This is a genomic window from Caulobacter sp. D5 (assembly GCF_003185805.1).
Classification (GTDB): domain Bacteria; phylum Pseudomonadota; class Alphaproteobacteria; order Caulobacterales; family Caulobacteraceae; genus Caulobacter.
Genome location: NZ_QHJY01000328.1, coordinates 1 through 14,418, shown reverse-complemented (window position 1 = coordinate 14,418; position 14,418 = coordinate 1). Strand labels below are relative to the sequence as shown.

The window sequence follows — 14,418 nt, the reverse complement described above, 5'->3', positions numbered from 1 at the left end:
TTCGACGCCGGCGTTCAGGGCCAGAAGGTTGGTCTGGAAGGCGATCTCGTCGATGACGCCGATGATCTGGCTGATCTCGCTCGACGACTTCTCGATCTGCTGCATGGCGTCGACGGCGCCCTTGACCACGACGCTGGAGCGTTCGGCGTCGGCGCGGGTCGAGCCGACCACGCGGGCGGCTTCCTGGGCGCCGGCCGAGCTGCGGCGGACGGTGGCGGTGATCTCGTCGAGGGCGGCGGCGGTTTCTTCCAGGCTGGCGGCCTGCTGCTCGCTGCGGCGCGACAGGTCGTCGGCGGCCGAGGCGATCTCGTCGCTGCCCGCGCCGATGCCGTTGGCGGCATGGACGATGGTGCGCATGGCGTCTTCCATCTGGGCGATGGCGCCGTTGAAGTCCGATTGCAGGCGCTTGTAGTCGGCCGGGAAATCAGCGTCGACGCGGTAGGTCAGGTCGCCTTCGGCCAGGCGGTTCAGGCCGGTGGCGATCTCTTCCATGACGAAGGCCTGCTCCTTGGCGGCGGCTTCGCGGACCTGCTCGTTCTTGCGGCGCTCGGTCTCGGTCTCGGCGGCGGCGCGCTGCTGGGCGGCCTCGGCGGTGCGCAGGGCCAGGGCGTTGTCCTTGAACACCTGGACCGAGCGGGCCATGGCGCCGACTTCGTCGCGGCGCTCGGCGCCGACCACGTTCACCTCGACGCTGCCCTGGGCCAGGACTTCCATGGTCTTGGACAGGCTGATCAGCGGGCGCGAGATCTTGCTGCGGCCGATCCACACGGCGTAGGCCAGGGCGGCGGCGGCCGAGACCAGGCCGAACAGCAGGGTGAAGATGACGCCGGTCGAGGCGTCCTTGCGGGCCTTCTCGACGATCGCCTGGGTTTCGGCCGAATGCTTGTCGGTCCAGGCCGAGACGTCCTTGGTCAGGCCGGTGATGTCCGGATCGATCACGGCCATGACCATGATCGCGGCTTCGTTGGCGTCCTGAAGGCCGAGGTCCGCGCCCTGGCGGCCGCTGTCGTAGACCTTCTTGAAGCGGTTGCGGAAGGCGGCGATGTCCTTGGCGGCGGCCGGGTCGGCCTTGACGACGGCGTCGAGGCGCTCGTTGCCGGTCTTGAAGTTGTCGTCGATTTCCTTGGAGGCGGCGTTCGCGGCTTCCGACGAGCCGCTGTTGGCGACGGTGCGGTAGGCGGCGTAGCCGATGGCCGAGACGCGACGGTTGAAGCGGGCCGATTCCAGTTCAGCTGGCGTGCGCTGTTCGACGATCCGCACCACGGCGGCTTCCAGCTTCTTCTGTTGCCACACGCCCACGCCCACGCAGGCGACGGCGACCAGCGCCAGCACGATGGACGGCAGCATCACCTTGGTGGCGATCTTCAGATCGTCGAGTTTCATCAGGCGGTCCCGCTTTCAGCGTTCCTCCGAACGCCGCAGCGTGGCCGGAGGTGTTTCATCTTTGGACTTCACCAAGCGGGGTGCGCGGTAAAAGCGTGGTTAAATCGAGGATTTTCCTTATCTCCCGCGACCGCTTGTCGCAGATCGTCGGTCGGGCGCCCGACCAAGTGTGAAGGCGAGCACAGTTCCGTTGCAATTTTAGCGTCAGCTTCCGGTCCAGGGCGAACGCGCCCGGACCTGGGGAGGCGACCATGGCCCAACGGCCCAACATCCTGCTGATCACCTGCGACCAGTACCGCTTTCCACGCTTCTCCTACGGACCGCTGCACGGGCTGGACGAGGACCTGAAGGCGGTGCTGGGCTTCCAGCCCCTGGAGCCGCGCAACACCTACGCCGACCATTTCCCGGGCCTGCTGGCGCTGCGCGACAACGCCGTGCTGCTGGCCAACCACACGGTGGCGGCCAGCGCCTGCACGCCCAGCCGGACGGTGATCTATACCGGCCAGTACGGCACGCGGACCGGCGTGACCCAGACCGACGGCCTGTTCAAGAGCGGCGATTCGCCCAACTTCCCATGGCTGGCGGCCGATGGGATCCCGACCCTGGGCGCCTGGATGCGCCAGGCCGGCTACACCACCCACTATTTCGGCAAGTGGCACGTCAGCGATCCGCCGGACCACTCGCTGGAGGCCTTCGGCTTCGACGACTGGGAAAAGAGCTGGCCCGAGCCGCACGGGGCGGCGATCAACAACCTGGGCCTCTATCGCGACGCCGGCTTCACCGACTCCGCCTGCGCCTTCATCCGCCGCCAGGCCCTGGCGGTGAACTACGACCGGGCGGTGGCCACGGCCCAGTCGATCGACCCCTACGCCTCCGGTCCTGATCCCGCCGACCTGAAGCCGTGGTTCGCCGTCGCCTCCTTCACCAACCCGCACGACATCGCCACCTATCCGGCGGTGATCGGCCAGGCCCTGCCCACGCCCGACGGCAGCGGCGTGCAGGGGATCTTCAACCCGTTGACCGTGCCCCTGCAGGGCCAGAGCACCCCGGCCCCGACCGCCGGCACGGCGACCATCCCGCTCAATCCCGGCGGCTTCCCGCAGGAGTGCGGGCACGTGCCGCCGACCTGGAACGAGGACCTGTCGAGCAAGCCCTCGTGCCAGGCCGACTACGCCTGGAAGATGGGCCTGGCCCTGAACGCCAAGACCGGCTTCAACGTCGCCCGCGCCCTGCCGACGACGAGCGAGCAGCAGGCCCTGGAAGCGGCGGCCGACATCGCCCTGCAAGGCCCGATCCCGTTCCAGCTGACCGACGATCCGCGCGGCGGGGTGAAGGCCTTCGTCCAGCTCTATGGCTGGCTGCACAGCGTGGTCGACGTCCACATCGCCGCGGTGCTGAAGGCGCTGGAGGAGACGGGCCAGGCCGACAACACCATCGTCGTCTTCCTGTCGGACCACGGCGAATACGCCGGCGCCCACGGCATGATGATCGAGAAGTGGCACACCGCCTATCAGGAGGCGCTGCACGTGCCGGTGGTCGTGCGCTTCCCGCCGGCCCTGGCCAGTATCGAGACCCCCGACGGCGTTCCGCTGGCCAAGGACGCCCTGACCAGCCACGTCGACATCCTGCCGACTATCCTTGGCCTGGCCGGCGTGCACGAGGCCGAGCGCGACGCCATCGCCGGGGTGCTGGCCAAGAGCCAGCCGGTCCCGCCGCTGCCGGGCGTCAACCTGGCCCCGCTGATCCGCGGCGAGACCGACAGGGTGATCGAGCCCGACGGCTGCGAGCGCCAGGGCGTGCTGTTCATCACCGACGACGAGATCACCGCTCCTTCGCCGCCGCTGAACAATCCGCACAACACCAAGTGCGAAAAGGAGTTCGCGGTGTTCGACGTGGCGGTGGAGAAGCTGCGCGCCGGCAATCCGAAACGCCCGCCGGTGGACATCGCCCCCGGCTCGGTGCGCCAGCCCAACCACGTGCGCTCGGTGCGCACCCAGCGCTTCAAGCTCAGCCGCTATTTCGACCCGTCGGGTCGCGCCGGGCAGGAGTGGGAGATGTACGACCTGCTCGACGATCCCAACGAGGCGGTGAACCTCGTCTATGTCGAGGCCAACCCGCCCCGCGCCCGCCTGGACCCGGCCTTGCAGCCCGAGGTGGACCGGCTGGCTGTGCTGCTGGCGGCGCTGGAGGAAAGGGATCTTTCCTGATCCCTGTTCTCCCGCCTCAGCAAAACCCCAACCCTCGTCATCCCGGAAAGCCCGAAGGGCTTATCCGGGACCCAGGGGACTGGGCGCGGTGGTCGGGTTGGCCGCCCCAGCGTTGGCCGACGCATCGCGGCGGCTCCTGGGTCCCGGCTCTACGCTGCGCTTCGGCCGGGATGACGAATTGTGGGTGCGTGGTGGCTCTCAAGCCCTCGGATGCGCCTTGCCGTAGGCGGCCAGCAGGCCTTCCGCGTCCACCTGCGTATACCGCTGGGTCGTCGACAGCGAGGCGTGGCCCAGCAGGTCCTGGATCGAGCGCAGGTCGGCGCCGGCGCCCAGCAGGTGGGTGGCGAAGCTGTGGCGCAGGGCGTGGGGCGTGGCGCGGTCGGAGAGGCCCAGGCGCCCGCGCAGCAGCTGCATGGCCGCCTGCACGTGGCGCGGCGACAGCGGCCCGCCGCGCTTGGCCCGGAACAGCGGCTCGTCGGGGCCGAGCACGAAGGGCAGGGCGGCGACATAGGCGTCCACCGCCGTTCGCACGGCGTCGAGCACCGGCACGATCCGGGTCTTGCCGCCCTTGCCGGTGATGCGCAGGGTCTCGGCAAGGGGCGCATCGGCGCGGGTCAGGGACAGGCCTTCGGAGATCCGCAGGCCGCAGCCCCAGAGCAGGGTCAGCACCGCCTCGTCGCGGGCGGCCTCCCATTCGTCGCGGTCGGGATCCAGGGCGATCTCGGTCAGCAGGCCGCGGGCCTGGTCTTCGGAAACGGGACGGGGGGCGCCGACCTTGATGCGCGGGCCGCGCACCAGGCCGATGGCGGCGTTGGGCGTATCCAGGCGCGCGTCGAGAAAGCGGTGGAAGGCGCGGATCGAGGACAGCGACTGGCTGACCGAGCGCGGCGACAGCGGATGATCACCCGAGCGCCGGAAGGCCAGATAGGCCCGCAGGTCGGCGGCCGAGACGGCGCCGAGGTCCTTGAGCGACAGGCCGCCGCCGTTGTGGCCCTCGATGAAGTTCAGATAGGCCAGCACGTTGTCGCCATAGGCCCGCAGCGTGCGCGGCGAGGCGCGGCGCTCGTCGGCGAGGTGGGTGAGCCAGGCGGCCAGGGCTTCGCGGGCGGTCATGGCAGGAAGATCCTCCCCCTCTGGGGGAGGTGTCGGCGAAGCCGACGGAGGTGGGAGTGGGGGCAAGGCCGGTCAGCTTTTCGGAAGCTGAGAACGCCCCCCCTCCGGCCCTCCGGGCCACCTCCCCCAGGGGGGGAGGATTTCATTACGGCACCGGCCAACGCTCGGCCGTGCGCTCGACGACGCGGGCCAGGAAGGCCACGAGGTCGGAGCCCATGTCGGGGGTGAAGGCTTCGGGGTCGGTCGAGCCGAAGGCCAGGACGGCCTGGCGCGAGGGCTCCCACAGGGCCATGCGGACGATGGCCATGCTGCGGATGGTCTCGAACTTCTCGCCGAAGAGGCCGAGGGCGGGCGCGAAGAAGCCCATGCGGGCGACGCCGTGGTCGCCCATGATCATATCGACCTGGCCGTCGACCAGGGCGTGCCAGCCGGCGGGCACCCGGGCGGGGCCTTCCAGGGCCAGGGTTCCGGCGGCGAGGCTGAAGCGCAGGGCGGCCATCTCGTCGACGCGGCGGGCCAGATCCGAATGGTTGCGGGCGTCGAGCAGGTCGATGACGGCGGCGTGCACCTGGGCCTGGGCCGACATGTTGGCCTCCGCGGTGGCCTCGACGAACTTGCGCGCATGGGCCTCGCGCTCGCGGGCGGCGGCGGCCTTGGCGATGGCGACGTGGCCGAACTCGACGACATTGCCGCCGTCGAGCTTGAGACCCAGGTCGCTGAGCAGGTCGGCGTCGTCGCGCAGCATCTCCGGCTGGTCGCGCAGGAAGTCGCGGACCAGGTCCGGATCGATCTGCGGCTGGGCCAGCGCCTGACTGAACTCGCTCATGAACACCTATCCCTGCGTTCGCCTGCACGCGTCAGGCGAACCCGATGAAGCCCTGTTTCGGTTAACGACGGCTTGATGAGCTGAGCCGAGGCAAGCGCATCAGGGTCAGCGGCTCGCGGCTGACCCGCCGGGATGCGCGCCCGCTTAGGTGTCTCGACGCGGCGCCGTTTCCGTTGCAGAAGGCGGGTACCATGCCGCGCATCGCCTCCGTCCTGCTGCCCATGCCGCTGCCCGAGGCCTTCGACTACGCCGAGCCGGAGGGCCTGGCGCTGGCCGTCGGCGACCACGTGGCCGTGCCGCTGGGCCCGCGCACCGTGCGCGGGGTGGTGACGGGATTGCGCGAAGGCGCGGGCGGCAACCGGCCGCTGAAGCCCGTGCTGCACCGGGTGGACGATCCGCCCCTGCCGGCCAATGTCATCACCTTCGTGGAATGGGCCGCGCGCTATTCGGTGGACGTGCCCGGCTGGCCGCTGGCCACGGCCCTGCGCGGCCTGCGCCATCCGGCCGCCAAGCCCGAAAAGGCCGTGGCCCTGACCGGCGTCCAGCCCGGCCGCATGACCCCCGCCCGCCTGAAGGTGCTGGCCGCGGCCGAGCATGGCCCGATGAGCGCCGCCGAACTGGCCCGCCAGGCCGGGGTCTCGGCCGGGGTGGTCAAGGGACTGGTGGACGAGGGCGCGCTGGAGGCGGTGCTGGTCGCCGCCGACGATTCCGTGCCCCAGCCGGACCTCTCCCTGCCGCCCCAGACCCTGAACCCGAGTCAAAAGGCCGCGGCCGACGTCATGGCCGACATGCTGGCGGCCGGCGGCTTCCAGGCCGCGCTGCTGGACGGCGTCACCGGCTCGGGCAAGACCGAGGTCTATCTGGAGGTCGCCGCCGCCGCCCTGGCCGCCGATCCGGCCGCCCAGGTGCTGGTGCTGCTGCCCGAGATCGCGCTCACTCAAGCCGTCATGGCCCGCTTCGAGCAGCGGTTCGGGGCCGCGCCGATCGAGTGGCACTCGGGCGTCTCGCCGCCGCGCCGCCGCCGGGCCTGGGAGGCGGTGGCCGACGGCCGGGCCCGCATCGTGGCCGGGGCCCGCTCGGCGCTGTTCCTGCCGTTCACGAACCTCAAGCTGATCGTCGTCGACGAGGAGCACGACGGCTCGTTCAAGCAGGAGGAGGGCTTCATCTATCAGGCCCGGGATCTGGCCGTGGCCCGCGCCAAGATCGAGAAGGCCCTGGTGGTGCTGGCCAGCGCGACGCCCTCGCTGGAAAGCCTGTGGAACGCCCAGTCCGGCCGCTATCGCTGGCTGCGCCTGGGGGCGCGGCACGGCACGGCGCAGTTGCCCGACGTGCACCTGATCGACATGCGGGCCAGTCCGCCCGAGCCCGGCCGCTGGCTGTCGCCGACCCTGGTCAAGGCCGTGTCGCTGACCTTGCAGAAGGGCGAGCAGAGCCTGCTCTTCCTCAATCGCCGGGGTTATGCGCCGCTGGTGCTGTGCCGGGCCTGCGGCGAAAAGCTGAAGTCGCCCGACAGCGACAGCTGGCTGGTCGAGCACCGCTATACCGGGCGCCTGGTCTGCCACCTGACCGGCTTCTCGATGAAGAAGCCCGAGGCCTGCCCGCACTGCGGGGCCAAGGACAGCCTGGTCTCGATCGGCCCGGGGGTGGAGCGGGTGGAAGAAGAGGCGCGCTACCTGTTCCCCGACGCCCGCATCGCCGTCTTCTCGTCGGACACGGTGTTCGATCCGGCCGGGGCGCGGGCGCTGGTGGACTCGATGGTCGCCGGCGAGATCGACATCCTCGTCGCCACCCAGGCGGCCGCCAAGGGCCACAACTTCCCCAATCTCACCCTGGTGGGGGTGATCGACGCCGACCTTTCCCTGCGGGGCGGCGACCTGCGGGCCGGCGAGCGGACGTTCCAGCTTCTCGCGCAAGCGACGGGCCGGGCCGGTCGTCACGAGAAGCCGGGCCGCGCCTATCTCCAGACCTACGCCCCCGAGCACGCCGTGCTCCAGGCCCTGAAGGCCCAGGACCGCGACGCCTTCGTCGAGGCCGAGATGGCCATGCGCGAAGAGGCCGGCCTGCCGCCGTTCGGACGCCTGGCCGCGGTGATCGCCTCGGGTCCCGACGCCGAGGCGCTGGAAGCCTATGTCCAGGCCCTGGCCGCGGCGACCCCCAACGCCGAGGGGGTGGAGGTCTACGGCCCCGCCGATGCGCCGCTCGGTCTGGTGCGCGGCCGGCGGCGCAAGCGGTTCCTGGTGCGGGCGGGACGCAATGTCGACCTGCCGGCGTTCATGGCGGCGTGGCGGGCGCGGGCCAGGATCCCGAACTCGGTGCGGGTGACGATCGACATCGACCCGTATTCGTTTCTCTAGACCCTCTCCCTGAAGGGAGAGGTGTCCGCGAAGCGGACGGAGAGGGAAGCGGCTGGGTAGTTGGCCTAAATCAGCGGAAGCTGAAAACGTCCCCCCCCTCCGGGCCACCTCCCCCAGGAGGGGGAGGGTCTTCTATTCCTTCTCCAGCACCGGTTCCTGCGTCGGCATGCGCGAGCGCAGGGGCAGGGCGGGGACGAAGAAGATCACGATCACGCCCAGCACGATCACCGCCAGGGCCGCCTGCATCACGCCGCTGACCGCGTAGGCCAGGGCCTGGCCGAGCGCCGGGTCGCGGTGGCCGCCGACCACGCCGCTCTCGAGGGCCAGGCCCTGCAGGGCGCCGAGATCCAGCTTGCCGCCGCCGTAGCTGGCCAGGCGGGTGGTCAGCAGGGCGCCGGCCACCGCCACGCCTACGGTCGAGCCGATCTGACGGAAGAACTGGTTGGAGCTGGTGGCCACGCCGATGTCGCGCGGCGACACCGCGTTCTGGGTGGCCAGGTTGAAGAGGCTCTGGTTGGGTCCGAGGCCCACGCCGACCACCAGCAGCAGCAGGCACAGCCAGTAGAGGTGGCTGATCCCGGCCAGGTGGGTCATCGGGGTCACCCCGACCAGCAGCAGCACCGCCCCGGCCAGCATGAACGGCTTGTACTTGCCCGTACGGCTGACCAGCTGGCCCGACACCGACGAGCCGACGATCAGCCCGCCCATCAGCGGCAGCATGGCCAGGCCCGAGGTCGTGGCGTCCACCCCCAGGCCCAGCTGCATGTAGAGCGGCAGGAACACCGCCACCCCCATGAAGGCCATGGAGATCAGGAAGGCCGCCAGGTTGGCGGTGACGAAGGTCTTGTTCTTGAAGAGATGCAGCGGAACGATCGGGTTCGACACCCGGCTCTCGACATAGACGAACAGGGCGAGGGCCACGGCCGCGCCGACGAACAGGCCCACGCTCTGGACCGAGGCCCAGGCGATGTCGTGGCCGCCCAGGCTGAGCGCCAGCAGCAGCGGCACGAAGGCGGCGATCAAGAGGGCCGCGCCCAGGAAGTCGATGTTTCCCGAGCGCTGGTGCGGCAGGGCCGGCATCTTCACCAGGATCATGAACAGCGACAGCAGGCACAGCGGCAGGTTGACGTAGAACACCCAGCGCCAGCCGGCGATCACGTGGGCGCCCAGCTGGATCGTGCCGTGGTCGGTGAAATAGCCGCCGATCAGCGGGCCCAGCACGCTGGACAGGCCGAACACCGAGCCGAAGATGCCGGCGAACTTGCCCCGCTCGCGCGGCGGATAGAGGTCGGCGATGATGGCGAAGGCGGTGGTGAACAGCGCCCCGCCGCCGATCCCCTGCAGGGCGCGGAAAACGATCAGCTGCACCATGCCGCTCATGCCGGCGATCGGGCCGAACTCGCCCGAGAGACCCGACAGCCACGAGCCGATCATGAAGATCGAGATGCCGGCCACCAGCACCGGCTTGCGGCCGTAGATGTCGCCCAGCTTGCCCCAGATCGGCACCATCACCGTCGAGCTCAGCAGGTAGGCGGTGGTCACCCAGCTGTAGAGCGTCAGGCCGTGCAGCTCGGAGATGATCCGCGGCATGGCGGTGGAGACGATGGTCTGGTCCAGCGCGCTGAGCAGGAAGACGATCATCAGGCCGGCCAGGGTGGTGCGGCGTTCGGCGTCGGTGAATTGGCCGGTCATGCGATGGTCCGTGGGCGATGTCCCGAGGGGGTCGCCCCGCCTAGCATGGTTCGCGCCGGAAGGCGGAGAGGGAACGGCGATCTCGTTCGCAGAGCGGTGATCAGATCCTCCCCCTGTGGGGGAGGTGGCGCGAAGCGCCGGAGGGGGGCGTTTTCAACCGCCGCCGCATTGGCCGATGCCGGCGCGACTCCCCTCTCCGTCGGCTTCGCCGACACCTCTCCCTTCAGGGAGAGGGTCTTGAGGAGCAATCCAACTTTCGGTTGCTCGCCCCGCGCGCCGGGGCGGCGTAAGCGTCTTGCGCCCTCCATGGAGACCCCCCCCCATGCGCCGCCTCGTTCCGTTTCTCGCCCTCCTGGCCCTGGCCCCCATCGTCGCGACGGCCGCGCCGCGCGGGGCGCCGGTGTCGGTGCGCGAGGCCTGGGCGCGGCCGGCGCCGGCGGGGATGAACGGGGCCGGCTACCTCGTTCTGATCAACACCGGCGAGCGGCCGGTGACGCTGGTCCGCGCCGAGAGCCCGTCGGCCCGCGAGGTGATGATCCACCAGACCCGGATGCAGGGCGGCGTCGCCTCGATGCAGGGCATGGGCGACGGCGGCGTGGTCATACCGGCCGGCGGCAAGCTCGTCTTCGGTCCTGGCGGCCGGCACTTCATGCTGATGGGGCTGCGGGCGGAACTGACCCCGGGCGGTCGCCTGCCGCTGACCCTGATCTTCGACGACGGCCGCCGCGTCGAGGCGCGTCTGGCGATCCAGCGCAACGCGCCGCGACCGATGGTTGAGGCTCCGTCCGCCCCGCCGCACCGCCACTGACCAGGCAAGGGGCGCCGACCCTGTTTCGGGCAAACATGACAGAATTTTAAGGCAGGAAATTTCAGCGTCCGGCGCAGATTGCCGCGGGTTTTCCAACGGATCTGCCTTTCGATGAAAAAAGCTTGGTTCGGCGCCGCTGCGGCGGTCGCCCTTTCGATGTCCGCCTACGCCGCCCAGGCCCATGAGGAGCACGCCTGCATCGACGACGCCTGCACCGTGCAGTCGCTGCTGCCCCAGGGCTCCGACGCCGGCGCCGCCGAGGTTTCGCTGGAGTCGCCGCGCTACGGCCAGTGGGGCTTCGACCTCTCGGGCATGGACACCTCGGTGAAGCCGGGCGACGACTTCTACAAGTACGCCAACGGCAAGTGGGACGAGGTCACGACCATCCCGTCCGACCGCACCCGCTACGGCAATTTCGACAAGCTGGCCGAGCTGTCCGAAGCCCGCACCCGCGCCATTATCGAGGGCGCCGCCGCCGGCAAGACCACCGACGCCGACAGCGTCAAGGTCGGCGCCGCCTACAAGGCCTTCATGGACGAGGCCCGCATCAACGCCCTGGACGTCGCGCCGATCGCCGGCGAGCTGAAGCAGGTCCGGGAGATCAAGACCAAGGCCGACTTCACCGCCCTGATGGGCAAGAGCGCGACCACCGGCTTCTCGTCGATCCTGGGCCTCTATGTCTCGACCGACGCCAAGAACCCGACCCGCTACGCCGTCTACGCCGGCCCGGGCGGCCTGTCGCTGCCCGACCGCGACTACTATCTCGACGCCAAGTTCGCCGACAAGAAGGCCGCCTACGAGCTCTATGTCGCCAAGATGCTGACCTCCGTCGGCTGGGAAAACGCGACCGAGAGCGCCAAGGCCGTGGTCGCCTTCGAGACGCGGCTGGCCGAGGCCAGCTGGACGCGCGTCGAACGCCGCAACCGCGACAAGACCTACAATCCCAAGACCTGGGCCGAGCTGCAGGCCATGACCCCGGGCTACGACTGGAACCGCTTCCTGGTCGGCACCGAACTGCCGAAGATCAATCGCGTGGTGGTGACTACCGACACGGCCTTCCCGAAGTTCGCCAAGATCTACGCCGAAACCCCGCTGGAGACCCTGAAGGCCTGGCAGACGTTCAAGGTCGTCGACGGCGCCGCGCCGCTGCTGTCCAAGCGCTTCGTCGACGCCAGCTTCGCGTTCCGCAACAAGACCCTGGCCGGCCAGCCCGAGCAGAAGCCCCGCTGGAAGCGCGGCGTCGCCCAGGTCAACGACATGCTCGGCGAGAGCGTCGGCAAGGTCTATGTGGCCGAATACTTCCCGCCGGACTCCAAGGCCAAGATGGTCGACCTGGTCGGCAACCTGCGCACGGCGCTCAAGGCCCGGATCGAGAACCTCGACTGGATGGGTCCGGAGACCAAGGAACGGGCGCTGGACAAGCTGGCCAAGTTCACCGTCAAGATCGGCTATCCCGACAAGTGGCGCGACTATTCCAAGCTGGAGATCCGCGAGGGCGACGCCTACGGCAACAGCCTGCGCGCCAACGCCTTCGAATGGCGCCATGACGTCGAGCGTCTGAACCAGCCGGTCGACAAGACCGAGTGGGGCATGACCCCGCAGACGGTCAACGCCTACTACAACTCGGTCAACAACGAGATCGTGTTCCCGGCCGCCATCCTGCAGGCGCCGTTCTTCCATCCGGACGCGGATCCTGCCGTCAACTACGGCGGCATCGGCGGGGTGATCGGCCACGAGATCGGCCACGGCTTCGACGACCAGGGCCGCAAGTCCGACGGCGACGGCGTGCTGCGCGACTGGTGGACGGCGGAAGACGCCGCCAAGTTCGAGGTCCAGAAGACCAAGCTGGGCAAGCAGTACTCGGCGTTCGAGCCCTTCCCGGGCGTGCACGTCAACGGCGACCTGACCATGGGCGAGAACATCGGCGACATGGGCGGCCTGTCCTTTGGCCTGGACGCCTACCACGCCTCGCTGAAGGGTCAGCCGGCCCCGGTGCTGGACGGCTTCACCGGCGACCAGCGGGTCTATCTCGGCTGGGCCCAGGTGTGGCGCCAGAAGAGCCGCGACGACGCGCTCAAGCAGCAGATCGCCAGCGACCCGCACTCGCCGGCCTATTACCGCGTCAACGGCACGATCCGGAACCAGCCGGGCTGGTACAAGGCCTACGACGTGCAACCGGGCGACAAGCTCTACATCGCGCCGGAAGACCGCGTGAAGATCTGGTGATTTGAGAGAGACCCTCTCCCTGTGGGAGAGGTGTCGCCGAAGGCGACGGAGAGGGAAGTGGCTGCGAAATCGGCTGGCGTCAGCGGAAGCTGAAAACGTCCCCCCTCCGGCCCTCCGGGCCACCTCCCCCAGAGGGGGAGGATCTTGAAGAGCGACCCCGGGCCTCACCGCTCGGGGTTTTTCTTTGGAAGCTTAAGTCGCCGCCTCGAAGATCGCCTCGCGCACCAGGTCCGGGCGTTCCATCGGCAGGAAGTGGCTGGTTCCGGCGATCGTCTCGATGCGCACGGCCTTGCCGCGGCGGGAAAAGGCCGCGCCGTCGCCGGTGCGGCAGGTCGAGCCGTGCTCGGCCCTCAGGATCCGCACCGGGCCGCGGAACTCGGACACGGCGCGCCAGGGATCATGCCCCTGGGCGGCGTAGTTGGAGGCTTCCCAGGCGGGGGTGCAGGCCAGCTCGACCTTGCCGTCGGGCCGGTCCCTGAAGCCGCCGCCGACATAGTCGGCCAGCATCGCCTCGGGCCAGGACTTGAAGGCGCCGCGGCCGCGATAGGCGTTGAAGGCGGCCTCGCGGCTGTCGAACACCTCGCGCCGGCGGGTGGCGGCCTGGGCGATCGGCAGGCGCTTCCACAGCCGTCCCGAGGTCCAGGGGGCCTTGGCGTAGAGGGCCAGCATGCGCGGCATGACCACCGGATCGAGCAGGACGAGGCTGGAGACCTTGCCCGGGGCCTGGGCGGCGGCCAGCAGGCTGACGGTGGCGCCCATCGAGTGGCCGGCCAGCACCACCGGCGCCTGGTCCAGCGCTTGGAGCAGGGCCAGCAGGTCGTCGCGCAGGTCGAGCCACGAGCGGCGGCCTTCCGGATCGGCCTTCAGCCGGCTGTCGCCATGGCCGCGCTGGTCGACCGCCAGCACTCGCAGGCCGGCCGACAGCGGGGCCAGCAGGGTGCGGTAGGTCTGGGCGTTGAAGCCGTTGGCGTGGACGAAGACGACGTCGACGGAGCGGCTGGGCGGGCCGAAGTCCAGCGCCGCCATCTCGCCGCCGCCGGCCGGGCTGTCGATGGCGATCAAGCGCCGCTTGGGTTCGCGAAAGACGGCGGCGTCCATAGGCCCGAGGTTCCTTCTTCGTCGACTTGCGCCTTAAGGTAGGGGCGGGCAGCCTCGCCGTCCAATGGAGCCGCGATGAATCCGCTCGCCACGATCGGCTACGAGACCGACACCCAGGCCGGGATGATCGGGCGCCTGAAAGCCGCCCAGGTCGAGCTGGTGGTCGACGTGCGGGCCGTGGCCTCGTCGCGCAAGGCCGGCTTCTCCAAGACCCTGTTGGGAAACAGCCTGTTGGCCGAGGGCATCGGCTACCTGCACCTGCAGCCGCTGGGCACGCCCAAGGCCGGCCGTGACGCCGCCCGCGCCGGTCGGGTGGGCGAAATGCACGAGATCTTCCTGGCCCATCTGGAGGAGCCCAAGGCCCAGGTGGCCCTGGCCCAGGCGACGGAATTGGCCGGCGAAAAGCGCATCGCCCTGCTGTGCTACGAGGACGACCCGGCCTGCTGCCACCGCCGCCTGGTCGCCGACCGCATCCGCGCCAGCCTGAAATGCGAAGTCGTCGACCTGTGACCGACGCGGTGCTGGCCGGCTACGAGGCCGACGGGGCGGCGCTGGCCGAACGGTTCGAGACCATCGACCCGGCGGGGCTCTACGCCCCGGTGGCCGGCTTCATGCCGGCGACGCCCGCGCGGATCGCCGACATCGGCGCGGGGACCGGGCGCGACGCGGCCTGGCTGGCGGGGCTGGGCCACGCGGTGGGCGCGGTCGAGC

The 14,418-nt window shown here is 70.0% G+C and carries 10 protein-coding genes and 1 pseudogene; 6 read left to right on the top strand and 5 right to left on the bottom strand.

The genetic code is table 11. The features are described 5' to 3' along the window. On the bottom strand, positions 1 to 1,383 hold a 1,383-nt coding region (locus DMC18_RS19760; protein WP_110133237.1), incomplete at its 3' end, for a methyl-accepting chemotaxis protein. Between the two features lie 251 nt (positions 1,384 to 1,634). On the opposite strand from DMC18_RS19760, the gene DMC18_RS19755 reads away from it, so the two are divergent. Continuing rightward, complete coding sequence (locus DMC18_RS19755; RefSeq protein ID WP_110120751.1) at positions 1,635 to 3,590, top strand: sulfatase-like hydrolase/transferase; 1,956 nt, start codon at positions 1,635 to 1,637, stop codon at positions 3,588 to 3,590. A 198-nt stretch (positions 3,591 to 3,788) separates the two neighbouring features. Here DMC18_RS19755 and DMC18_RS19750 read toward each other — a convergent pair whose 3' ends face one another. Both DMC18_RS19750 and DMC18_RS19745 read right to left on the bottom strand, forming a co-directional pair. After that, positions 3,789 to 4,703: a tyrosine recombinase XerC gene (locus DMC18_RS19750; RefSeq protein WP_110120750.1), complete on the bottom strand. Its 915-nt coding sequence runs from the start codon at positions 4,701 to 4,703 to the stop codon at positions 3,789 to 3,791. A 145-nt stretch (positions 4,704 to 4,848) separates the two neighbouring features. Continuing rightward, positions 4,849 to 5,529, bottom strand: a complete 681-nt coding sequence (locus tag DMC18_RS19745) for a DUF484 family protein (protein WP_110120749.1) — start codon at positions 5,527 to 5,529, stop codon at positions 4,849 to 4,851. Positions 5,530 to 5,720: 191 nt separating this feature from the next. Between DMC18_RS19745 and DMC18_RS19740 the strand changes: the two genes are divergently transcribed. Continuing rightward, positions 5,721 to 7,883, top strand: a complete 2,163-nt coding sequence (locus DMC18_RS19740) for a primosomal protein N' (protein ID WP_110133236.1) — start codon at positions 5,721 to 5,723, stop codon at positions 7,881 to 7,883. A gap of 132 nt (positions 7,884 to 8,015) precedes the next feature. Here the strand turns inward: DMC18_RS19740 and DMC18_RS19735 are convergent, their stop codons facing one another. Continuing rightward, positions 8,016 to 9,575: an MDR family MFS transporter gene (locus DMC18_RS19735; protein ID WP_110120747.1), complete on the bottom strand. Its 1,560-nt coding sequence runs from the start codon at positions 9,573 to 9,575 to the stop codon at positions 8,016 to 8,018. Between the two features lie 322 nt (positions 9,576 to 9,897). Here DMC18_RS19735 and DMC18_RS19730 point away from each other — a divergent pair, with 322 nt between their 5' ends. Both DMC18_RS19730 and DMC18_RS19725 read left to right on the top strand, forming a co-directional pair. Beyond that, the gene (locus DMC18_RS19730) at positions 9,898 to 10,383 is read left to right on the top strand and encodes a copper chaperone PCu(A)C (RefSeq protein WP_110133235.1); all 486 of its coding nucleotides are present in this window, start codon (positions 9,898 to 9,900) and stop codon (positions 10,381 to 10,383) included. A gap of 111 nt (positions 10,384 to 10,494) precedes the next feature. Then, the gene (locus tag DMC18_RS19725) at positions 10,495 to 12,609 is read left to right on the top strand and encodes a M13 family metallopeptidase (RefSeq protein ID WP_110122168.1); all 2,115 of its coding nucleotides are present in this window, start codon (positions 10,495 to 10,497) and stop codon (positions 12,607 to 12,609) included. A gap of 192 nt (positions 12,610 to 12,801) precedes the next feature. Here the strand turns inward: DMC18_RS19725 and DMC18_RS19720 are convergent, their stop codons facing one another. Further along, positions 12,802 to 13,707: an alpha/beta fold hydrolase gene (locus DMC18_RS19720; protein ID WP_110122169.1), complete on the bottom strand. Its 906-nt coding sequence runs from the start codon at positions 13,705 to 13,707 to the stop codon at positions 12,802 to 12,804. A 75-nt stretch (positions 13,708 to 13,782) separates the two neighbouring features. On the opposite strand from DMC18_RS19720, the gene DMC18_RS19715 reads away from it, so the two are divergent. Further along, the gene (locus DMC18_RS19715; RefSeq protein ID WP_110122170.1) at positions 13,783 to 14,217 is read left to right on the top strand and encodes a DUF488 family protein; all 435 of its coding nucleotides are present in this window, start codon (positions 13,783 to 13,785) and stop codon (positions 14,215 to 14,217) included. Beyond that, positions 14,214 to 14,418 (top strand): annotated as a pseudogene (locus DMC18_RS26660) (hypothetical protein); the annotation flags it as partial. The gene DMC18_RS19715 and the pseudogene DMC18_RS26660, both read left to right, overlap by 4 nt.